23 protein-coding genes and 1 tRNA gene are annotated in these 21,418 nt (G+C 62.1%); 8 read left to right on the forward strand and 16 right to left on the reverse strand.

Annotated features, from left to right (window positions below):
* Positions 1–354: 354 nt before the first annotated feature.
* The 13 genes from ACG2K1_RS07505 to ACG2K1_RS07565 all read right to left on the reverse strand — a co-directional run bounded on the left by ACG2K1_RS07505 (position 355) and on the right by ACG2K1_RS07565 (position 13,498).
* A complete protein-coding gene (locus ACG2K1_RS07505) occupies positions 355–1,566 on the reverse strand; it encodes a multidrug effflux MFS transporter (RefSeq protein ID WP_395428648.1) in 1,212 nt (403 codons plus the stop codon).
* A 517-nt stretch (positions 1,567–2,083) separates the two neighbouring features.
* The gene (locus ACG2K1_RS07510; RefSeq protein ID WP_009425692.1) at positions 2,084–2,878 is read right to left on the reverse strand and encodes a thymidylate synthase; all 795 of its coding nucleotides are present in this window, start codon (positions 2,876–2,878) and stop codon (positions 2,084–2,086) included.
* Positions 2,879–2,949: 71 nt separating this feature from the next.
* Positions 2,950–3,510, reverse strand: coding sequence for a nitroreductase family protein (locus tag ACG2K1_RS07515; protein ID WP_094031035.1), 561 nt, complete (start codon positions 3,508–3,510; stop codon positions 2,950–2,952).
* Between the two features lie 123 nt (positions 3,511–3,633).
* A complete protein-coding gene (gene dusA / locus ACG2K1_RS07520) occupies positions 3,634–4,668 on the reverse strand; it encodes a tRNA dihydrouridine(20/20a) synthase DusA (RefSeq protein ID WP_395428649.1) in 1,035 nt (344 codons plus the stop codon).
* Positions 4,669–4,749: 81 nt separating this feature from the next.
* Positions 4,750–4,968, reverse strand: coding sequence for a (Na+)-NQR maturation NqrM (gene nqrM, locus ACG2K1_RS07525; protein ID WP_009425695.1), 219 nt, complete (start codon positions 4,966–4,968; stop codon positions 4,750–4,752).
* Positions 4,965–6,026: an FAD:protein FMN transferase gene (locus tag ACG2K1_RS07530; RefSeq protein WP_395428650.1), complete on the reverse strand. Its 1,062-nt coding sequence runs from the start codon at positions 6,024–6,026 to the stop codon at positions 4,965–4,967. Before ACG2K1_RS07530 ends, nqrM begins: the two co-directional genes overlap by 4 nt.
* A gap of 73 nt (positions 6,027–6,099) precedes the next feature.
* Positions 6,100–6,192 (reverse strand) — tRNA-Ser (locus ACG2K1_RS07535).
* 179 nt (positions 6,193–6,371) lie between these two features.
* Positions 6,372–6,737 carry a hypothetical protein gene (locus ACG2K1_RS07540; RefSeq protein ID WP_036495789.1) on the reverse strand — a complete coding sequence of 122 codons (366 nt, stop codon included), beginning with the start codon at positions 6,735–6,737 and terminating at the stop codon, positions 6,372–6,374.
* Between the two features lie 98 nt (positions 6,738–6,835).
* Entirely contained in the window at positions 6,836–7,093 is a 258-nt protein-coding gene (locus ACG2K1_RS07545) for a DUF1289 domain-containing protein (protein ID WP_009425698.1), read from the reverse strand.
* A 4-nt stretch (positions 7,094–7,097) separates the two neighbouring features.
* Positions 7,098–7,541: a DNA polymerase III subunit chi gene (locus ACG2K1_RS07550; protein WP_009425699.1), complete on the reverse strand. Its 444-nt coding sequence runs from the start codon at positions 7,539–7,541 to the stop codon at positions 7,098–7,100.
* A 27-nt stretch (positions 7,542–7,568) separates the two neighbouring features.
* Positions 7,569–7,967 carry an immunity 22 family protein gene (locus ACG2K1_RS07555; protein ID WP_395428651.1) on the reverse strand — a complete coding sequence of 133 codons (399 nt, stop codon included), beginning with the start codon at positions 7,965–7,967 and terminating at the stop codon, positions 7,569–7,571.
* 129 nt (positions 7,968–8,096) lie between these two features.
* On the reverse strand, positions 8,097–9,812 hold the full coding sequence (recD, locus tag ACG2K1_RS07560; protein ID WP_395428652.1) for an exodeoxyribonuclease V subunit alpha: 1,716 nt from the start codon (positions 9,810–9,812) through the stop codon (positions 8,097–8,099).
* A 320-nt stretch (positions 9,813–10,132) separates the two neighbouring features.
* Entirely contained in the window at positions 10,133–13,498 is a 3,366-nt protein-coding gene (locus ACG2K1_RS07565; protein ID WP_395428653.1) for a DNA translocase FtsK, read from the reverse strand.
* A 125-nt stretch (positions 13,499–13,623) separates the two neighbouring features.
* Between ACG2K1_RS07565 and ACG2K1_RS07570 the strand changes: the two genes are divergently transcribed.
* The 8 genes from ACG2K1_RS07570 to ACG2K1_RS07605 all read left to right on the forward strand — a co-directional run bounded on the left by ACG2K1_RS07570 (position 13,624) and on the right by ACG2K1_RS07605 (position 18,378).
* The gene (locus tag ACG2K1_RS07570) at positions 13,624–14,316 is read left to right on the forward strand and encodes an energy-coupling factor ABC transporter permease (protein WP_036495804.1); all 693 of its coding nucleotides are present in this window, start codon (positions 13,624–13,626) and stop codon (positions 14,314–14,316) included.
* Positions 14,313–14,705 (forward strand): fluoride efflux transporter CrcB, encoded by a 393-nt coding sequence (crcB, locus tag ACG2K1_RS07575; RefSeq protein WP_009425705.1) that lies wholly within the window; start codon positions 14,313–14,315, stop codon positions 14,703–14,705. The genes ACG2K1_RS07570 and crcB overlap by 4 nt, the downstream gene beginning before the upstream one ends.
* Positions 14,706–14,997: 292 nt before the next feature.
* Positions 14,998–15,204: a (2Fe-2S)-binding protein gene (locus ACG2K1_RS07580; protein ID WP_009425708.1), complete on the forward strand. Its 207-nt coding sequence runs from the start codon at positions 14,998–15,000 to the stop codon at positions 15,202–15,204.
* A 114-nt stretch (positions 15,205–15,318) separates the two neighbouring features.
* The gene (gene holB / locus ACG2K1_RS07585; protein ID WP_395428654.1) at positions 15,319–16,296 is read left to right on the forward strand and encodes a DNA polymerase III subunit delta'; all 978 of its coding nucleotides are present in this window, start codon (positions 15,319–15,321) and stop codon (positions 16,294–16,296) included.
* A 16-nt stretch (positions 16,297–16,312) separates the two neighbouring features.
* Entirely contained in the window at positions 16,313–16,699 is a 387-nt protein-coding gene (locus ACG2K1_RS07590) for a PilZ domain-containing protein (RefSeq protein ID WP_009425710.1), read from the forward strand.
* A gap of 52 nt (positions 16,700–16,751) precedes the next feature.
* The gene (locus ACG2K1_RS07595; protein WP_009425711.1) at positions 16,752–17,528 is read left to right on the forward strand and encodes a TatD family hydrolase; all 777 of its coding nucleotides are present in this window, start codon (positions 16,752–16,754) and stop codon (positions 17,526–17,528) included.
* A gap of 97 nt (positions 17,529–17,625) precedes the next feature.
* Positions 17,626–18,015, forward strand: coding sequence for a hypothetical protein (locus ACG2K1_RS07600; RefSeq protein WP_395428655.1), 390 nt, complete (start codon positions 17,626–17,628; stop codon positions 18,013–18,015).
* Between the two features lie 33 nt (positions 18,016–18,048).
* Positions 18,049–18,378 carry a hypothetical protein gene (locus ACG2K1_RS07605; RefSeq protein WP_395428656.1) on the forward strand — a complete coding sequence of 110 codons (330 nt, stop codon included), beginning with the start codon at positions 18,049–18,051 and terminating at the stop codon, positions 18,376–18,378.
* 452 nt (positions 18,379–18,830) lie between these two features.
* Here the strand turns inward: ACG2K1_RS07605 and ACG2K1_RS07610 are convergent, their stop codons facing one another.
* The 3 genes from ACG2K1_RS07610 to ACG2K1_RS07620 form a co-directional block, all read right to left on the reverse strand.
* Entirely contained in the window at positions 18,831–19,283 is a 453-nt protein-coding gene (locus tag ACG2K1_RS07610) for a DUF4149 domain-containing protein (RefSeq protein WP_094031032.1), read from the reverse strand.
* A 117-nt stretch (positions 19,284–19,400) separates the two neighbouring features.
* A complete protein-coding gene (locus ACG2K1_RS07615) occupies positions 19,401–20,801 on the reverse strand; it encodes an MFS transporter (protein WP_395428657.1) in 1,401 nt (466 codons plus the stop codon).
* Positions 20,802–20,881: 80 nt separating this feature from the next.
* Positions 20,882–21,400, reverse strand: coding sequence for an RDD family protein (locus ACG2K1_RS07620; RefSeq protein WP_036495517.1), 519 nt, complete (start codon positions 21,398–21,400; stop codon positions 20,882–20,884).
* Positions 21,401–21,418 lie beyond the last annotated feature (18 nt).

Raw genomic sequence — 21,418 nt, forward strand, 5'->3', positions numbered from 1 at the left:
GACTCCCTCCTCTGCGCCAAGCGTGGGGAGGGCTGGGGCGGGGGTGGCAGTTTGCAGAACTGCATTTTGCGGGTGTCCTGCAAAAGTCGCCGTAGCGGCACGAGCCCCCACCCTAGCCCCCCGCGAGCGGGAGAGGGAACTTTGTTGCTCCGACAGGTTTCAGACGGCATCAAAGGCTGCCCGAAACCCGAAAGGCCGTCTGAAAGAACTGCCGCAGCGCAGGCCGTATTGTTCAGACGGCCTTTCCGCATCTGTAACCGGACTCGGAAGCGGTGCGGGCGGTACAAAAAGGCCGTCTGAAAAACGTTTGTTCCGTTTTTCAGACGGCCTCAAAGCTGCCAAGCGCTCGGACGCTCAACCTTTTTGCCAGGCGTTGCGCGAAAAGGCGTAGAGCAGCACGCAGCCTGCCAAAGTGGCGCACAGCATCAGCGCGGACATCACATAGGCCGTGCCGTTGTGCAGCTCGGTTGCCAGCCAGCCCATGCCCGCGCCGATCATCGAGGTGGACGCCATCAGCAGGGCGTTGGCGCTGCCGCCGATTTCACGGAAGCGGCTCATAAAACAGGCCTGCGTGTTGGCCGTTACCAAGCCCTGCGTGCCAACCGACAACATGGCGCAGGCCGCCGCCAGCGCGAAAGGCGGCATGCCGCCGAAGGACGCCACCGCGCCCAGCAGCGCCGCATTGGCCGCCAGCTGGATGCCCAAGCCCCACAGCAGGATGTCTTCGGCGTTGCTGCCGTTTTTCAGCCGCCAGGCGGTGATGCGGTTGAACGTGCCCATCGTGATGATGTTGCAGCCGAACGCCCAGGCGTAGGCGTGCGGCGTCAGGCCGTAGAGCTTCATATAGACAAAGGGCGATTCGGTAAGGAATACAAACATCGAGCCGAAGCTGAACGCCTGGAAAAAGAGAAAACCCAGCGCGCTTTTGGTTTTCAGCACTTGGATGTAGCGGCGGATCATGCCGCCGAAAAACGCCCTGTCTATCCGCCCTTTGGCCGCCGTTTTCGGCAGAAAACGCGCCACCAGCAGAAACACGGTTATCGAATAGGCGGCGAGAAAGGCGAAAATCAGCCGCCAGCCGCCGAGCTGCTGCAAGGCCGAGCCGAGCATGGGCGCCACCAGCGGCGCGGACATCATCACGATGCCGATCAGCGCGAACATCTGCGCCGCCTCGCGTCCTTCGTAGAAATCGCGCACCACCGCCCCCGCCATCACCGCCGCCATGCCGCCGCCGAAAGCCTGTATCAGGCGCAACCCGATCAGTTGGTCGATGCTTTGCAGCAGCGTCAGCGCGACCGAGGCAGCGGCATACAGCGCCAAACCGGCCAGAGCCACGGTTTTGCGTCCTTTCACGTCGGACACCGCGCCGCCGAGCAGCTGGCCGAAAGCCACGCCGAACATAAAGCTGCTCATGCTTTTTTCGATCAGATGCACATTGACGTGCAAATCGTCGGCCAGCGACAGCACCGCCGGCAGATAGGCGTCGACCGAAAACGGCATAATCGCCGTCAGCGTCGCCAGCAGAAAGGCCGTCTGCCGGTTGCCCAAAGGTATTTTCTTTTCCATATCCCTATCCGTGTGCCATACAAAACGGCCGCCCGCCGGCGGCCAAACAAAAAACGGCGCGATTATATAGTGAAACAAAATAGGAAAGATACAAGACAGCAAGCCGCAGACAGTACAAATAGTACGGCAAGGCGCAGCAACGCCGTAGATTTTCTATTTTGTTTCACTATAACACCGCCGCGCACGGTGCTGCGGGGCAGAGGCCGTCTGAAAAAGGGCGGCGGTGCACAAACGGTGCTTTATGCTACCCGAACCCGCCGTGTTTTCAGACGGCCTTGCGGATGCAAAAGGCCGTCTGAAACCTTGGCAAAGCCAAAATCCGCCCTACTCTGCCTTTGTCTGCGTCTGCCGAAGGATCGGGCGGCAATCGGCGCAAAACCCGAACGCAGCCCTGAGGGGCACAAACGCGGCTACGGCAGCCTGCTTGTCTTTCAGACGGCCTGATGTAGTTTGCAAAGCTTTCCGCCCGAATGCAAAAGGCCGTCTGAAACAGGGTTTCAGACGGCCTTCCCTTTTTTCATACGGCCACCGCCGCTTTAATGTGCGGGTGCGGGTCGTAGCCGCTTAATTCAAAATCTTCGTATTTGAAGTCAAACAGATTGTCCACCGCAGGATTCAGGGTCATGGTCGGCAGCGGACGCGGTTCGCGGGTCAGTTGCAGCTTGGCCTGCTCGAAGTGGTTGCTGTAAAGGTGGGCGTCGCCGAGGGTGTGGACGAACTCGCCCGCTTGCAGGCCGCAGACTTGGGCGATCATCATGGTGAGCAGGGCGTAGCTGGCGATGTTGAAGGGCACGCCGAGGAAGATGTCGGCGCTGCGCTGGTAGAGCTGGCAGGAGAGTTTGCCGTCGGCCACGTAAAACTGGAACATGGCGTGGCAGGGCGGCAGCGCCATTTCGTCGACCAGCGCGGGATTCCAGGCGGAAACGATCAGGCGGCGGCTGTCGGGGTTGCGTTTGATTTGGTCAACCAAATTGGCGATTTGGTCGATGCTGCCGCCGTTGGGCGTCGGCCAGCTGCGCCACTGGTAGCCGTAAACGGGGCCGAGTTCGCCGTTTTCGTCGGCCCATTCGTCCCATATGGTGACGTTGTTGTCGTGCAGGTATTTGATGTTGGTGTCGCCGCGCAAAAACCACAACAGCTCGTGGATGATGGAGCGCAGGTGCAGTTTTTTGGTGGTTAAGAGCGGGAAGCCCTGTTGCAGGTTGAAGCGCATCTGGTAGCCGAAAACGGAGCGGGTGCCGGTGCCGGTGCGGTCGGATTTGTCGCTGCCGTGTTTGAGAACATGGCGCATCAGGTCGAGATATTGGCGCATGGTTTTCCTGTTTCCTGTTTGTGTTGCGTATTGAGGCCGTCTGAAAGGTTTCAGACGGCCTTTTGCGGGGTTTACCAATAGGTAACGAATTGTTCCAAATCGGTGTTTTTCTCTTCTTTCGGGAAGTCGTGCTGTGCGGTGCCGACCATGATGAAGCCGATGATTTTGTCTTTTTCGCCGCAGCCCATTGCTTCGCGCAACACGGGGCTGCCGCACCACAGGCCGGTAATCCAGACGTTGTCGTAGCCCAGGGCGTTGGTAGCGAGCTGCACGGCGTAGGCGGCTGCGCCCGCGCTGAGAAACTGCTCCCATTCGGGCTTGGGTTTTTCCGCGCCGACGGCGGGTTTGGAGATCACGGCGATAATCATCGGCGCGAAGTTGGCGACTTTTTCCGCTTTTTTCATGGTGTCGTCGCCGAGCTTCATTTGCACGACGGTTTCTTCCAGCGCGCGGCGGAAGCGGGCTTTGGCTTTGTCGCCCTGTATCACGACGAAACGCCACGGGGTGAGGCCGCCGTGGTCGGGCACCTGCGTGGCGGCCTGGAAGACGGTTTCCAGTTCGAGTTCGTCGGGGGCGGGGGCGGTGAGTTCGCGCACGGAGCGGCGGGTGGTGAGAAGGTCGAGTGCGTCCATCGGGTTTCCTTTCGGGCATCAATGCGGGGATGGTATTTGAACGGTTTTCAGACGGCCTGTCGGCAGGCGGATTGTGCCACAAGCGGGCGGAATTTGCCGTTTCAGACGGCCTGCGGGACTTTGCTACCGGACATTGGCTTTTTCCACTTCCGCCCATGCCCGCAGAATCAAACCGGGGTCGTTGTCTTTGAGCAGGGCGGCATCGGAGAGCATGCGCCGCCACTGGCGCGCGCCGTTGAGGCCGTGCATCAGGCCGAGGTAGTGGCGCGCCATGTGGCGCAGGATGCTGCCGCGTCCGGCGGCAAGCTGGGCGGCGGCGTAGTCTTTCAGACGGCCTGCCAGTTCGGCGTAGCCTACTGCTTGGCGTTTGTCGCCGTAAAACAGCCTGTCCCAGTCGCGCATAATCATCGGGTTGTGGTAGCACTCGCGCCCGACCATCACGCCGTCGACGTGTTGCAGGTGGGCGGCGATTTCCCCGTTGGTTTTGATACCGCCGTTGATGATGATTTCCAGCTCGGGAAATTCGCGTTTGAGGCGGTAGACATATTCGTATTTCAAGGGCGGCACTTCGCGGTTTTCCTTGGGCGAGAGGCCGTTAAGCCAGGCGTTGCGGGCGTGGACGACAAAGGTTTTGCAGGCGGTTTTTTCCGCCAGCGTGCCGACGAAATCGGCGACGGTTTGGTATTCGGTCTGCCGGTCGACACCGATGCGGTGTTTGACGGTAACGGCGCAGTCGGGTGCGGCATCCTGCATGGCGTTGAGGCAGTCGGCCACCAGCGCAACCTCGTTCATCAGGCACGCGCCGAACGCGCCTTTCTGCACGCGCGGGCTGGGGCAGCCGCAGTTGAGGTTGATTTCGTCGTAGCCGTATGCCGCCGCCTTTGCCGCTGCCTGCGCCAAAGCGGCGGGCTCGCTGCCGCCCAGTTGCAGGGCGACGGGGTTTTCGCAGTCGTCTTTCAGCAAAAAGCGTTCGGGATCGCCGTACACCACCGCGCCGGCGTTGATCATTTCGGTGTAAAGCCAGGTGTGGCGGCTGATCTGCCGCGCCATGTAGCGGTAGTGGCGGTCGGTCCAGTCGAGCATGGGCGCGACGGACAGGCGGCGCGTGCCTTGGTATGAGGAATCGGGGGCGGACTGTGTGTGTTCTGCTGTGTGCATGCGGGCGGTTTTCTGTGCGGCCGTTTGTAAAAATATCATCCCCGCCAAAGCGGGGACGGGCTGTTTCGGGCGGGCTGCCGCTCAGGAATCGACGCGGATCCCGCCGCCCTGCGTCTGCGCTTCGTCCAGTTTTTTCTGCAATGTGTCGCACGGGGTGTCGCAGTCGCACATTTTTTTCATGCCCAGCGCGCTGATGCCGCCGCAGCTGCCTTTGATGCTGCGTTTGGAAAAAATATAGCCGACGGACATGGCGAGGATAACGATTAAAAACAGGCCGAAGGTGAGGAGGATGGTGTTCATGGTTGTTCCTGCGCGAGCATTTTTTTGAGGGCGGAGCTGGTCCGTGTGCGGTAGCCGCCGCCTTCGCGGACGATGAAGAATACTGCCAAACCCTGTTTTTCGGCAAGCGCGAAGCCGCGCTCTTCGCCGAGGACGAACAGGGCGGTGGAGAGGCCGTCGGCGGTGGCGGCCGTGTCGGCAATCACGCTGACGGAGGCGAGATTGTGGCTGATGGGCTCGTGCCGCTGCGGGTCGATGATGTGCGACAGGCGGCGTCCGTGCGCATCGGTGTGGAAGTTGCGGTAGTCGCCCGAGGTGGCGATGGCGCGGTTGTCGAGCGGGACGATAATCTGCGTGCCGCCGCCCTGAACAATCTGCGGCTGCTCGATGCCGATGCGCCAGCTTTCGCCCTGCGCGTTTTTGCCTTTGCCGCGCAGCTCGCCGCCGATTTCCACCAGATAGTTGCCGATGCCGAGGCTTTCGAGATGCAGGGCGAGTTTGTCGACACCGTAGCCTTTGGCGATGGACGACAGATCCAAATAGACTTCGGGCTGCGCTTTGGCCAGCGTGGGGGCATCACTCGTGCCGCCGACGGCAATTTTGTCTATGCCGGTGACGCGCGAGGCGGCGGCAATCTGTTCGGGCGACGGCTCGCGGGTGACGCTTTTGTCGGGCCCGAAGCCCCACAGGTTGACCAGCGGGCCGACGGTGACGTCCAGCGCGCCGCCGGTCAGCCCGTTGAGGCGCACGGCTTCGGCGGTGACAAAACCGAAATCGGCGGACACGGGCATGGGGCGGCCGGTGTCGCGCATACGGTTGAAGCGGCTGATTTCGGAATCTTCGCGGTAGGTGGACATCTGCCGGTTCACTTCTTCCAGCAGGCCGTCGAGCTGTTTTTGCACTTCCTGCGGCGCGGGGGTTTGCTTGAGGCCGTCTGAAACGTATTTGACGGTGTAGGTCGTGCCCATGGTTTCGCCGCGCAGGGTCACGGTGGGCGGCGCGGGGGTTTCGCTGCGGTTGCAGGCGGCCAAAAGCAGGCAGGCGGCGAGAAGGGAAAAGAGGATGCGGACGGATGACATGGTGTTCTTTTATTCGTTTGCACAAACGGTAAAAGCGAAGCCCCTGAAAGAATCAGGGGCTTCGCGGATTGCTTGGCGGAGTAAGAGGGATTCGAACCCTCGATGCAGGTTGACCCCACATGCTTCCTTAGCAGGGAAGTGCCTTCAGCCTCTCAGCCATTACTCCGTGCAGAAAGTGGGCACTATACGCAGGCGGCGGCGCGATGTCAACGCGGCTCAGACAGTTTTGCCGTATGCAAACGATAAGACAATGACGTGAAAAGGCAAAATTCCGCGTCTTTTTCAAACGGCCGCCGCACTTTCAGAAACGTCATTCCCGTGTAGGCGGGAACGGCCTCGGGCTCGTCAGCGCAGGTGGCGGATGTAGCCGCCGACGGAATAGCCGCTGCCTTGGTAGCTTTGGCTGATGCTGCCGCCCTGCCCTTGGATGCGGTAGACGTCGCGCTCGGGCGGCAGGTTGCGCGGGTAGCAGCGGCGGCGGTTGTAACGGTCGTAGTAGCAGTCTTGGCCGTAGTAGGCCGAAGCGGGCGTGGTGTCGCCGTAGATAACGGTGGTGCCCGGCGGGGCGTTGACGGTGACGGTTTTGTTGATAACGGTGCGGTTTTCGACGGGCAGGTCGATGGCGGCGTAGCGGCCGTAGGGGGTTTCGCTGTACACGCAGGCGCAGGCCAAGAGCGGCAGCAGCAGAATCGCGGTACGGACGGTTTTCATGTTTTGCTCCTTTCACGGTTTTGGTTTCGTTTTCGTTGAAGCTGCGTTTTCAGAAACATCATTCCCGCGTAGGCGGGAGCGGCCTTTTTCAGACGGCCTCAATCGAAATCGAAATCCAGGTCTTCCTGTTCGGGTGCCGCGCCGAAATCGCGGCTTTTTTCCCATTTGGCCTGTTCGACTTTTTTGCGGCGCAGGGCGAGCAGGCGCATGGTTTGGTGGCGTTCGCCGTCGGTCATTTTCAGCCAGTTGTGACGCTCTTCGCGGCTGCGCAGGCAGCCGACGCAGTAGCCTTTGTTGTTGGCGCGGCAGACGCCGATGCAGGGGCTGGGGATGCCGAAGAAGTCGGGCTGGTCCATGTTTTCAGACGGCCTTTCCCTGCATATTGTGGTGTTCGAGCGTAAAGCCCGCCTGTTTGTAGGCGCGGAAACGGTCGCGGGCGGCGGCCAGCTCTTCCAGGCTGCCGCCGACGATTTCCAACACGCGCAGGGGCGGCGCGGCGGCCTGCGTCCAAAAGTCTTGGCTGAGATTGAGGACGACGGTGCCCGCAGGCAGCGGCGGCAGTTGCGCGCCGCAGGCAAGGACAACGGGAACGCCCTGCGGAAAGGCCGCGTCGGTCTGCCAGATTTCGTGCGGCAGAAAACCCTCGGGCGGGTCGCGCCACAGGGCTTGGTTCAGGCTTTCGAGTTCGCCGAGCTCCTGCGTCCACACCAGCAGCGGCTCGGGGTTTTGCGCGGCGCGGCGGGCAAGGCGGCAGGCGAAGGCGGCGGGGTCGGAAACATGGGTGTAGAAGGTGGCGGTGGGCATGGTGTCGCAGATTGGAGAAAAGGGAGGTCAGTCGCCGGGAAATTCGCCGATGTAGTGCAGGCCGTTGTAGCTTTTGCCGGCGTCGATATTCAGCTCGGGGTCAGAATACCACAAGACGGCGTTGCCTTCGCACAGGCCGAGTGCGCGGCATTTCTGCCGCACGGCGTCCAGGGCGTCTGCGTCTACGGCGGCTTCGGACAGCAGCTCGTCAAGCGGGACGGTGCAGGCAAACAGGGGAATGATGCCTATGTAGTCTTCGTCATATTCGGCATTCAGGCCGATGTCGCGGCAGAAAGGGCAGATTTCGCCTTCGTTCAGGTCGTCCTGCCCGAAATAGCGTTCGTACTCTTCCTGTGTGCCGACAAACATGCCCAACCAAAGGTGGACGGTGTTGAAACGGTCGGCGTATCTGTATTCTTCGTTCATGGAATTTTCCTAGTTTGGGGTGGACGGAGGCCGTTCCTGCCTACACGGGAATGACGTTTCTGAAAGCGCAGCTTCAACGGCAAAAGACTTTTCAGACGGCCTTTAATACAGAAAAACAGTCAACAGACCCTACCCTGCCGCCAAAAATTCGCGCAGGGCGGTGCGGCGGGTTTCGGCATTGGCGCAGGCGGCAGCGAAGGATTCGCGGCTGCCTGCGTATACAAAGCGTTCGCGCGCGCGGGTGACGGCGGTGTACAGCAGGGAGCGGTTGAAACCCTCTCCGCCGCCTTCGGGCGCGAGCAGCCACACTTCGCCGTATTCCGAGCCCTGGCTTTTGTGCACGGTCACGGCAAACGCGCTGCTGTGCGCGGGCAGGCGGCTGAGCGGCACGCTGCGGAAACCGCCGCCTGCGGGAAACCGCACCGACAGGCCGTCCGAGCCGTGCGGATCGCGCATCACAATGCCGATGTCGCCGTTAAACAGCCCCATCGCGTAATCGTTGCGCTCCACCATCAGGATTTGTCCGGCAAACCACGCCCTGTCTTCGCGCGCGCGCCCTTCGCGCAGCAGAATGCGGCGGCAGGCTTCGTTAAAACGTTCGGCGTCGCCGCGCCGCGCGGCCAGCACGGTGAGGCGGCTCTGGCAGGCAAAAGCGGCGGCAGGATCGGCGGCATCGGCCGCCTGCCAAAACGCCGCCTGCGTGCGGCAGAAACGCTCCGCCAAACGTTCGGCGCCGCCATCGGCAAACGACAATTCTTCGGGGAAACGGGCGAAGGCGTCTTCCGCTCCCGCCGCATCGCCCGCGCACACCGCCCGCGCCAGCGCGCCCAAACCGCTGTGTTCGCCGAAGCGGTGGCTGACGGTGAGGCGGGCGGTATTGGCCGACAGGGGCGGCGCGTTTGAGGCCGTCTGAAAACGCTCTGCGGCATCGGGCAGCAGGGTTTTCAGACGGCCTGCGGTGTCGGCATCGAGCACGGTCGGCCGCGCCAGCGCCGCCAGCACCGCACCCGCGCCGACGGAAGGAAGCTGGTTTTCGTCGCCCAACAGAATCACGCGGCAACCGTCGGGCACGGCGCGCAGCAGATCGAGCATCAGCGCCAGATCGAGCATCGAGGCTTCGTCCACCACCAAAATATCCAGCGGCAGCGGGCGGGCGGCGTCAAACTGCGGCCGCATCTGCGGCGGACGCAGTTTCAGCAGGCGGTGGACGGTTTGCCCTTCGAGGGCAGACAACCGCTCTTTGAGGCCGTCTGAAAGCGGGAAACGGCCGAGCGCCGCGTGCAGCGCGTTGCCCATATGCGCCGCCGCCTTGCCCGTCGGCGCGGCCAGCGCGATGCGCGGCAGAGGGTCGGCGCCCGAACACAAAAGGGCGAGCAGCTTGGCGACGGTGGTGGTTTTGCCCGTGCCCGGCCCGCCGGTAATCAGCATAAAGTTTTGCAGCAGCGCCAGCGCGGCGGCGGCCTGCTGCCCTTCGCTGCCCGCACCGTCAAACCACAGGCCGAGGTTTTCCGCCGCCGCCCGCATATCGGCAGGCGCGGCGGGCGCGGCGGCGAGGCGGCGGATTTCGCCCGCCAAATCGTTTTCCAACTGCCACAGGCGTCCGAGAAACAGCCGCCGCCCGCGCAACACCAGCGGCGCCCTGCCCGTGCCGTCGGCCAGCGGCGCGGCGCTATCAAGCGATTCGGCCTCCGCGTCGTTCAGCCAAATAAAACTGTGGCCGTCGTCGAGCGCGGAAAACAGGCGCGGCAGAAAAGGTGCGCACACGGCGGCGGCTTCGGGAAACAGGCGTTGCAGCACTTCGAGCGCGACATCGGCGGCGGCGTTGCGGAATTCGTTGTCGGACATGGCAGTCGGGAAGGATTGGACGAAAGCGGCGATTATATAGCGGCGGGCGGGGAAAAGGCCGTCTGAAACGGTATGCCCGCGGCGAATCAGCTTGGAAAACCGTCAAACGGCAAAACCCGACGGTATACTGACGACAGCAAAAACGGGCAGGCGCGGCCTGTATGCAATAGGTTTTTTCCGCCCCGCGACGCACGCGGTTTCCCAACTTTAAAGGCCGTCTGAAACTCTGTTTCAGACGGCCTTTTGCCTTCGTTGAAGCTGCGTTTTCAAAAACCTTGTTACCGCATTTACACCCCGAAGCGGTGCCAGCGGGAGCTGGTTTATCCGTCCAAATGGCTGCTGTCGCGGGCGAGGACGGTGCGTTTGCCCGAGGCATCGGCGGCAGAGATGATGCCGTCGGCTTCCATCTGCTCGATCAGGTTGGCGGCGCGGTTGTAGCCAATTTTCAAATAGCGCTGCACGGAGGAGATGGTGGCTTTGCCGGTTTTGATCACGCAGGCGACGGCTTCGTCGTAGAGCGGGTCGCTGCCGCCTTCGTTGCTGCGGCCCTCGTTGGCGTTGCTGAACATGTCGTCGCTGCCGACGCCGCCGGTGAGCAGGTCTTCGACGTAATCGGGTTCGCCGAACTGTTTGAGGTATTCCACTACGCCGTGTACTTCTTCGTCGGAAGCGAATGCGCCGTGTACGCGCTGCGGATAGCCCGTGCCCGGCGGCAGGAACAGCATGTCGCCCTGGCCGAGCAGGTTTTCCGCGCCCATTTGGTCGAGAATGGTGCGGCTGTCGATTTTGCTCGACACTTGGAAGGCGATGCGGGTGGGGATGTTGGCCTTAATCAGGCCGGTAATCACGTCGACGCTGGGGCGCTGGGTGGCGAGTATCAGGTGGATGCCCGCCGCGCGCGCTTTTTGCGTGATGCGGGCGATGAGTTCTTCGATTTTTTTGCCTGCGGTCATCATCAGGTCGGCAAACTCGTCAACGATTACAACGATAAACGGCAGTTTTTCCAGCGGCTCGGGGTCGTCGGGCGTGAGGCTGAAGGGGTTGCCGATTTTGCGGCCGCGTTCGGCTTCTTCGCGGATTTTCTGGTTGTAGCCCGCGAGGTTGCGTACGCCCAAATGGCTCATCAGGCGGTAGCGTTTTTCCATTTCGTTCACACACCAGGTCAGCGCGTTGGCGGCCAGGCGCATGTCGGTTACCACCGGCGCGAGCAGGTGCGGGATGCCTTCGTAAATGCTCAGCTCCAGCATTTTCGGGTCGATCATAATCATGCGCACGTCGTCGGGTGTGGCCTTGAACAGCATCGACAGAATCATGGCGTTCACGCCCACGGATTTGCCCGAACCGGTCGTACCGGCCACCAGGAGGTGCGGCGCGCGGGCAAGGTCGGTGACGACGGGCTGGCCGGTGATGTCCTGCCCCAGCGCGAGCGTGAGCTTGGAGGGCGATTCGGCGAACGCGGGCGAATCGAAAATTTCGCTCAGGCGTATCATCTGGCGTTTCGGATTGGGCAGTTCCAAGCCCATGCAGGTTTTGCCGGGGATGGTTTCGACCACGCGGATGGAGGCCACGCCCAGCGAGCGGGCGAGGTCTTTTTCCAGATTCATCACCGCGTTGCCGCGCACGCCCACGTCGGGCTCGATTTCGTAACGGGTAATCACCGGCCCGGCGTAGGCGTCGAGCACTTTCACTTTTACTTTGAACTCGGCCAGCTTTTCTTCGATGGTAATGCTGTTTTCCAGCAGCACCTCTTCGCTTTGCGCGGCGGCGGGGTTGTAGCTGGGCGCGTGCAGCAGGTTCAGGCCGGGCAGCGGGTAGGCGCCGCCCTCATCGGGAAAAAAAGGCGTTTCGTCCCCGTGCGGCGCGGGTTCGTGCGTGTAGGCGTCCTGTTCGTGCGTTTCACCGTTTCCGTAGGCGTCTTGCGCGTTTTCAGACGGCCTCTGCGGCGCTTCGTCCCATTGCGGCTCGTCCCAATCCACTTCGTCTACCCAAGCGCCTTCCTGCGCGTCCTGCGGCTCGGCAAAGGCGTCGGCAAACGCGGCATACGGGTTTTCAGACGGCCTTTCCTCTTCGCGTTCGCGCTGCGGCAGCATTTCGGCGGAAAAGGCCACCGACGCGGGCGGCGGTACGTCGATGCCGAAGGGCGGCGTGTCGGGTACGGCGGGCGGCTCGACCACGGTGGCGTCGGGCGGCGGCACTTCGGCGCGCTTGCGCGGCGGATAAGGCGCGAAACGGTTGTCCAAGGCGCTGCCCGCTTTCGGCCGCGAGGCCTGCAGTTTCACCACTTCGCCGCCGTAGGCCGACACACGGGCGGCAACGGGTAGGATGCTGGCGTTTTCTATCGTGCTGACGCGGCGCAGGCGGCGCGGGCTGCCTTCGCGGCGCGACAGGTTGGCCAGCACTTCGTCGTCGGCGATGGTGTGCGGGCGCATGGTTTGCAGCATATCGGCCGTGGGGCGGCGGCGTGCCGACTGCCCGCGCAGCAGGTTACTGCGGATGTCGCCCTCGTCTATGGTCTGCACTTCGCGCCCCGTGCGGCGGGCGGCTTCGTATTCCGTGTTTTCAGACGGGCTGTGCAGGGGCGGCGTGGCGATGCCCTGCGCGAACACTTGGTTGTCGCGCTCGATGCGGCGCAGCAGGGCGCGCTCCTGCGTGCCGCGCAGCGAGGCTTCGTCGTGCCGCACGGCGGCGGACTGCATCGCTTGGCTGCGGCGGCGGTTTTGCGCGGCGGACTGAATGCGGCGGATGTCGTCGAGGGTAATGACTTCGGCGTCGGGTGGCGGCCGCCGCACGGTTTCGGCTTCGGGTTCGGGGCTGATTTTTTCGATGATGGCTTCGGCGGGCTCGCGTTTGAAGCGTTCCACTTCGGCCTCGGTGATGACGGGCGCGTCGGGTGCGGGCGCGTGCGGCGGCGGGTCTTCGTCTTCGGGCGGGGCAATCAGGCCGTCTGCGGCCGCGCCGTCTTCGTCTTCGGGCAGGCCGCCGCTGTGGGTGTGGGCGAAGGTTTCGTCAATGATTTCCTGCACGGTTTTGCGTTTGAAACGGCCGATTTCGGCGTCGGTAATCACTTCCGCGTCAGGCGCGGGCGCGTGCGGGGGCGGGTCTTCATCTTCGGGCGGGGAAACGAGGCGCTCGCGCTCTGCGGATTCGGCCTGAGCGTCTGCCGCAGCCTGTTCCGCCTGCTCCGCTGCGTCCGTATCCGACGAGGCAACAGGGTTTTCAGACGGCCGCTGTGCTGCCGTTCTCCCCGTCGGTTCGCTTTGCCGAGGGGGCTGCTCCTCGGACACGGAGGCCGTCTGAAAAACAGTGTCGTCCGACTCTTCGCGGGCGGCGGAGAAAATCGGCAAATCGTCAAAACGGCGCCCGCCTTCTTCTTCGGACTGCGCGGCGGCGTTGAGGCGGCGGTAGCGTTTGGGCGAAACTTCGCGCAGCTTCTCCACCGTGCGCTCGTACACGGCGCGGCTTTCGTCGGCGGCGCGGCTGCGGCTGCGGCTGTTGTTCAGATTGGGGGCGGCGCCGTAAAGCGCTTTGGCCGTGCGGCCGCCGCTGCCGTTTTCAGACGGCCTCTCCCCTTCGTGGCGGTTGTAGTAGCGCAGTTCGCGCTGCCATTCGCGGTCGAGGTAGAAGCGCCAGCCGAGCAGGGCGGCGAGGGCGGCGAGCAGAAACAGGCTGGCGGCAATCCAAAACATAGGCTGGCGGCTTTCCGTAAAGATTGGGTAAACGGCGGCATTTTAACGCGTTTCGCCGCAGACAGAAACTTTGCGGCGTTTGGGCTATAATGCGCGCCCTTTTTGCCGCAACTGCCGAAACCGTCATGGATTTTCACGCCGAATGGTTCGCCGCCGCCCCCGCGGCCGCCGCCTGTTTCATCCTCTTTTGCTGCCTGTGCGCCGCCGCCCGCCCCGCGTTGCGCGTGCTGCGCGGCCGGCCGCAGGCTTTCGGCGTGCTTTTGTGTTTTTTCGCCGTGTTCTGGTCGCTGGACGCGGGCACGGGCAGCGGCCTGCACTACCATCTGCTCGGCGTGACGCTCGGCTGCCTGATGATCGGGGCGCCGGCGGTGTTGTGGCTGGTTTCGCTGTTTTTGCTGCCGCATATGCTGCTGAACGCGGGCGCGGCCGATCTGGCGGTGCTGCCGCTGAACGCGCTGGCGCTGACGCTGCCTGCGGCGGCGGTGTCGGCCGGTTTGCGTTTCGCCGAACGCCGCTTCCTGCCGCCCAACCTCTTCCTTTATATCTTCGTCAACGGCTTTTTCGCCGCCGCGCTGGGCATGCTGGCAACGGGTGCCGCCGTGCTCGCCCTCGTGTCGCAGTCGCCCGCCTTTGCCGATGCCGACCTGCGCACGCAGTCTTTCCCCGTCTTCTTCCTGCTCGGCTGGGGCGAAGCCTTCCTCACCGGCCTCTTCGCCGCCGTGTTCGTCGCCTTCAAACCGCATCTTCTGGCTACCTTCGACGATAACCGCTACCTGCGCCGCAGCAACAGCATCTGGCCGTCTGAAAACCAACCGTGAACGCATCTTTCCTGCCCCAACTTCTGGCTGTCTGCTGCGGCGCGGCACTCGGCGCGTCGGCACGCTGGCTGCTCGGCCTGTGGCTCGCCGCCCTGCCCCAACCCCTCTCCTATGCCACTCTCGCTGCCAACTGGATCGGTGCACTGCTGATCGGTATCGCGGCGGGCGTGTCCGAACTCGTCCCCGCCCTGCCGCCCTACTGGAAGCTGTGGTTTGTCACCGGCCTGCTCGGCAGCCTCACCACCTTCTCGGGCTTCTCCCTCGAAATCGTCGCCATGCTGCAACAGCAGCGCTACCTCCCCGCCCTCGCCACCGCCCTCCTCCACCTCGCAGGCTCGCTCCTGCTCACAGCGGCGGGCTTGTGGCTGGTCAAACTCGCCGCCCGTTAAATGACGTTTCCGAAAACGAAACGCCAAAAAAGCCAAAAACGCAGGCCGCCTGTCTTTTCAGACGGCCTCAGCCGCGCAAAAGGCCGTCAGAAACCTGCCGTTTCAGACGGCCTTCAAACCGCATATGCCGCAGCGGCTGCCGTTGAGTAAAAACCGTTTCCCGCCAAACACTCCGCCTCAAGCCGCATGCCTTTACATTCCGACAGCTTGCAACACAAAGCGTTTCCATTTATATTCGCGAACACAATTTAATCCTATTTAACAACGACACGCTTACCACAGGAAAACCATCATGTTCGTCTGCATCTGCAATGCGGTTACCGACCACCAAATCAAAGAAACCGTCGCCGCCGGCGCCAGCACCCTCGGCGATTTGCAAGCCCAGCTGGGCGTCGCCACCTGCTGCGGCTGCTGCACCGACCTGGCATCGTCCTTCCTCACCGCCAACAACACCCAGCAAAGCGGCACGGTAAACGCCGCCATCAACGTTTCCAACTGAATTTTCTTATTTTGAGGCCGTCTGAAACCGTTCAGGCGGCCTTTCCCATGCGCCCGACACAAGGCAGGCAAACCCGTTATAATGCGCCTCCTTTTTCCGCCCGCCCGAGCGCACATGATTTATCCCTGGCACGAATCCGACTGGCGCAGCCTCGCAGAACACCGGCAGCAGCTGCCGCACGCCCTGCTCTTCTCCGGCAAGGAAAACACCGGCAAAACAGCCTTCGCCCGCCACCTCGCCCAAAGCCTGCTGTGCGAAAACAGCGGCGCGGCATACGAAGCCTGCGGGCAATGCCCCTCCTGCCACCTGTTCGCGCAAAACAGCCATCCCGACTTCTACGAACTCACCCCCGAAATCCCCGAAGGCGAAGCCGTCGGGCGCAAACTGCTGCAAATCAAAATCGACGCCGTGCGCGATGTAATCGAACACGTCCGCCTCACCTCCGTACGCGGCGGGCGGCGCGTGGTACTGGTTCATCCCGCCGAAAGCATGAACGCGCAATCGGCCAACGCCCTGCTGAAAATTCTCGAAGAGCCGCCCGAGGGCGTCGTTTTCCTGCTGGTTTCCCACGAGCGCGACCGCCTGCTGCCCACCGTCAAAAGCCGCTGCCGCCAAATCATCCTGAACTCGCCCGAGCGTGCCGCCGCGCTGGCCTATGTGCGCGAACGCCATCCGCAGCACGCCGAAGAACTGCTCGCCTTCCACAGCGGCGCCCCCCTGTTCGACGACGGCGCAGAACAAACCGCCCTGCGCGGCGAACTGCTGCAACTCTTGTCCGCCCCGCGCCTGATCGCCGCCCTCGACTACGCCGCCGCCTTCGACAAACACAAGCTGCCGCTGGCCGTGTTCCTCGACTGGCTGCAAAAATGGCTGCTCGACGTCGGACTGGCGCAGCAGAACATGCCGCCGCTCTACTACCCCGCCTTCGCCGCCCAATCCGCCGCCATTGCCGCACGCACCGCGCCGCACGCCCTCTTCGCCCTCACAGGCCGTCTGAACAGCCTCGTCCCTTACGGCCGCCACACATTAAGTGTTAAAATGCAGCTCGAATTTTTACTCACCGAATACCTGCATTTCTGGCAGAACAAATAACCGATAGGAAAACATCATGGCAGCCAACCCCAATTTCGATTTCAGCAAGCCCACCGACATCCCTATTCCGGGCAAAATGATCAACCTGCACATCCCCGACCGCCAGTCGCTCTACAACTGCTACATCCCCTTCTTGGAGCACGGCGGCCTGTTCGTCACCACCGAAGACAAATTCTCCCTCGGCGACGAAGTGCTGCTCGCCCTGTCGCTGGGCAACAGCCAGGAAAAAAAATTCCTGCGCACCAACGTCGCCTGGATCAACTTCGCCCGCTCCACCCCCGTTCGCCCGCGCGGCATCGGTGTTGCCTTCGGCAAAGACGAAATCTCCATCGCCACCAAAAACCTGATTGAAAAACAGCTCGGCACCGCCCTCAAAAGCGACCGCGTCACCTTCACCCTGTAACACACAGGCCGTCTGAAACCCTTTCAGACGGCCTTTTCACGCCCACATTCCCATGCAGCTTATCGACTCCCACTGCCACCTCAATTTCGACGGCCTCGCCAACCGCCTGCCCGAAGTGCTTGCCAACATGGCCGAAAACCAAGTCGCCCTCGCCCTGGCCGTCAGCGTCAGCCGCCAAAGCTTTGAAGAAGTGCACGCCATCGCACAAGAGCACGCCAACATCTACGCCAGCGTCGGCATCCACCCCGACGACCCCGCAGCCGAAGAATTCACATTTGAAGAACTCGTCGAGCGCGCCGCCCTGCCCAAAGTCGCCGCCATCGGCGAAACCGGCCTCGACTACCACTGGTGCAAAGGCGATTTGCAATGGCAGCACCGCCGCTTCATTACCCACATCGAAGCCGCCAACCAAAGCCGCCTACCCCTCATCATCCACACCCGCGACGCCGCCGACGACACCATGCGCCTGCTGCGCGAACACCAGGCACACGCCGGCGTTATCCACTGTTTTACCGAAGACGTGCGCGTCGCCCGCCTCGCTCTCGATTTGGGCTTCTACATCTCCTTCTCCGGCATCGTCACCTTCAAAAACGCCGCCGCCATCCAAGAAGCCGCCCGCTACGTCCCCCTCGACAGAATGCTGGTGGAAACCGACTCCCCCTTCCTCGCCCCCGTGCCCAAACGCGGCAAACCCAACGAACCGGCCTATGTGCGCCACACCGCCGGATTCGTCGCCGAACTGCGCGGCGACACCCTCGAAAACATCGCCCGAGCCACCACAGAAAACTTCTTCCGCCTGTTTGCCAAAATCCCGCGTGAGGCCGTCTGAAAACGCAGCTTCAACGAAGTGAAAACACAAAAACGGCACAAACGGAAAACCACGAGGCTGCGCCACCGATTCATCCCACTCGTTACAAAGGAAAACCATGAAACACACCCTCCTCGCCATCGTCCTGCTCCCCGCCTTCGCCGCCGCTGCTCCCGACACAGACGGCGAAACTGTCCGCAAGCTTATCGAGCGGCACTACAACCGCCCCCTGCCCGCGCAAAAGTGCCAACTCACCGCCCCGCCCAAAGGCAGCTACGAGCAGCCCGAAAACTTCGCCTACTGCATGAAGCCCGCCGCCGCGCATACCGTCAACCGCAACGGCAAAACCACCCGCTACGTGCTCTACACAGGCTCCGCCTACGACACCCGCAAAAAACGTAAAGACGACAGCCACGCCGCACCGGGGCTTGCCGAACTCTTTGTATTGGAAAAAACAGGCGGCACATGGGCGCTCAAACAACACGGCAGAAACGAAATCGGCGCATAGGGCAAACCCCCGCAGGAATGGCGGTTTGTACAGGTGGGCAGGCAAAACTGGGGCTACCAAGCCCAAAGCGGCTACACCAACCAAGGCGTCACCGACACCGTACGGTTCTTTATCTTTACCGACAACAACGGCGTTGCCCACAGCGATATTCATGAGGGCAGCGACAACGGCGGCATGTATGGCGACTGCAACGAATACACAGGAGCGGAAAAGCGCCACTGCCAAAACAGCCACACCAGTCTGGAAGCCAAAATCACCTTCAACCGCGCTGCCGAACAAAACGGCGTGTGGGAAATCCAAGCCGTGTTAAGCGGCCGCGCAGGCAAAAAACGCTACACCAATCAAAAATACGCCATGCCCTAGGGTGTGTTGACATTCAACTTTTGAAGCGGATTTTGCGGCATAAAATGGCAGATGCAAGGCGAAAACGCGAGCCAATGCCGTCCATTGGCGAGTGTTTTTAACGCAGCAGATGCCGTTTTAGGACGCAAAAGCTGCCAAAATGTTGAATGTCAACACACCCTAGGGCGTGTTGACAATCAGCCTTGCGGCGGTGTTTCTGGTAAAAATCCGCGCCTGCCGCGTCAAAAATGCTCGCAAGATGTCCAATCTTGCTGTGCTTTTTTCCTTGCATCCGCGAATTTTTCCTCAAAAAACCGCTTCGCAAGCTGAATGTCAACAACCCCTAGGCCATAAACAAAGAGGCCGTCTGAAAAGCCGAAAACCGGTTTTTCAGACGGCCTCAAACATACAAAAGCCGTTCCCGCCCGTACCCCTTTGGGCATCAATGCGGGAACGTCCTTTCGACAAGAGCCTTAATGTTTGGCAAAGCTCAGATAGCGCAGCAGCAGCCCTGCGCCGATCAGGGTGCAGACCAGATAGATGATGCTGGAAACGCCGTGCCACATACCGAACGAGCCGCCCGCCAGCGACAGCAGCCAATGCGATGCACCGGTTTTATGGGCGGCGATAACGGGGGCGAACAGGAACTGGTTGGCCGCCAGCAGCACCAGCAGCAGGATGATGAATTTCGGCGCGATGCTGCGGCCGCCGTGGCCGAAGCCGCGTTCGCGCCGGCCGCCTGCGGCAAACCAGGCCAAGAGCCATGCGGCCATGCCGAACCAGTTGTTCACGGCAAACAGCGTGCCTGCAATATTGCCGGCGGTTTGGCGTTCGATCTGCTCGAACAGTATCGGGCCGGCAACATAGCCGGCCATAATCTGCATACCCAGCCAAATGCCGGTCAAGAGTGCGGTGAGACGGTTCATCCGTTTATCCTTTCTGTGTGAAACGGGGCGCATACTAGCACAAGAACCCGTCCGCCATCTGCGACACGGCGCGATTGCCCGCATTTCGCGCCCCGATCGGCTTCTCAAACCCCGCTTTCAGACGGCCTTTTCCGCGCCGTGCACCAGATTGCCGCCGTCGTTCGGGTGCAGGAAGGCGAACACCCAGCCCGCGCAGAAGGTCACCGCGCCGATGGACACGAAAGTGAGGCGGAAGGCGCGGTGCATATCGCCCCGCAGTTCGCCGCCGTAAAAATTGAGCAGCAGCGCGCCCAGGGCGATGCCGAAGCCGATGGCAAGCTGCTGGTTCACGGCCATCAGGCTGTTGCCGCTGCCTTCCATCTGCGGGCGCAAATCGGCCAGCGTCAGCGTGTTCATTGCCGAATATTGCAGCGAATTGCACATGCCCAGACAAAACAGCGCGGGCACGAGCAGCCACAACGGCGTGGAGGCGGTCACCAGCGCCATCGCCATAATCAGCAGGCCGATGATGCGCGTATTCCACACCAGCACGGTGCGGTAGCCGAAACGCCCCACCACGGGCTTGACCAGCGGCTTGGTCAGCAGCGCGGCCAGGGCGACGGGGGCAAGCGTCCAGCCTGCGGTGCTGGCACTGCGGGCAAACACCACCTGCAACAAAAGCGGCATCAGAAACGGCATCGCGCCCATGCCCAGCCTGCTCACCAGATTGCCCAAAATGCCCAAGCGGAAAGTGCGTACCAGGCGCAGGCGCGGCGGATAGAGGGCAGCGTCGCCGTCGTGCCGCGCGTGCCGCCAATAAAGCGCGCCCGCCGCCAGGCCGCCCGAGGCGCACACGGCGGAAAACAGCCGCGCGCCCGGGTGCGTCAGCATTTCCACCGCCAGGCTCAAGCCTACCGCCGCCGCGCCGAAAAGCAGAAAACCGATCAAATCGAAATGCGGTTTGCCGCCGTCGGCCGCGTAAAAATCGGGCATGATTTTCGCGGCCAGCGCAATGCCCGCCAAACCGATGGGCACGTTAATCAGAAACACCCAATGCCAGCTGGCATATTCCACCAGATAGCCGCCCACCAGCGGCCCGACTATCGGCCCCAACAGCGCGGGCATCACGATAAAGTTCAGCCGCTCCAACAACTCGGCCTTGTCATACGCCCGCAGCACAATCAGACGCGGCACGGGCACCATCATCGCCCCGCCCAAACCCTGCACCACCCGCGCGAACACCAAAAGCGGCAGATTCGGCGCGGCGGCGCACAGCAGCGAACCGAACACAAACAGCGCCATCGACACGGAAAACACTTTTTTCGTGCCGTAGCGGTCGGTCAGATAACCGCTCAGCGGCATAAACAGCGCCAGCGTCAGCGCGTAGGAAATCACCGCCGACTGCATATTCAGCGCGCTCTGGTGCAAATCGGCCGCCATCTGCGGCAGCGCCGTGTTCAGCACCGTGGCATCGAGCATCTGCATGAAAATGCACACCGCCAGCAAAATTGGCAGCCAACGCGATTGCGGTTGCACCATGACGTTTCCTTTCCAAATCTGCGTTTGAGGCCGTCTGAAACATTCAGACGGCCTGTTTTAACTTCGTTGAAGCCGCGCTTTCAGACGGCCTTCACATCCGTCAGCCGCGTGCCCGCCAGATAATCGTAGAGAAAGCGGCGCTCGGCGTTAAACAGGGCAAAACCCCACGGCAGTATCCACCAACAGAGCGCCGCGCCCAACGCTGCCTTCGGCGGCACGCCCATGCCCTGACGCAGCGCGGCATAAGCCAGCAGCGGCACGAAAACCAGAAACACGCACGCCCAGATAAAGCGCAGGCGCAGCAGGGCGAGCGGCGGCGGATTGCCCGCGCCGTCGGCCAAACCGATGCGCCACACGCGCATCGCCAGCGTCTGTCCTTTTTTGTGCCAGTTGGTTTTGAAATACAGCCACCACGCATAAACCAGCACCAGCGACACGGCAAGCGCGGAGAGCGGCGGCGAGACGCGGTTGAGAAACAGGGCGATGATGCCTGCGGGCACAAAGGCGGCGCAGGTCACCGCGCCGATAAGCAGGCTTTCATACACCAGCGCGGCAAAACGGCGTTTGAGCGGCGCGGCGGGCAGAGGGGTTGGGGACATGGTTTTTTCTCCGTCAAA

It is taken from the genome of Neisseria sp. 23W00296 (assembly GCF_044772855.1).
Classification (GTDB): domain Bacteria; phylum Pseudomonadota; class Gammaproteobacteria; order Burkholderiales; family Neisseriaceae; genus Neisseria.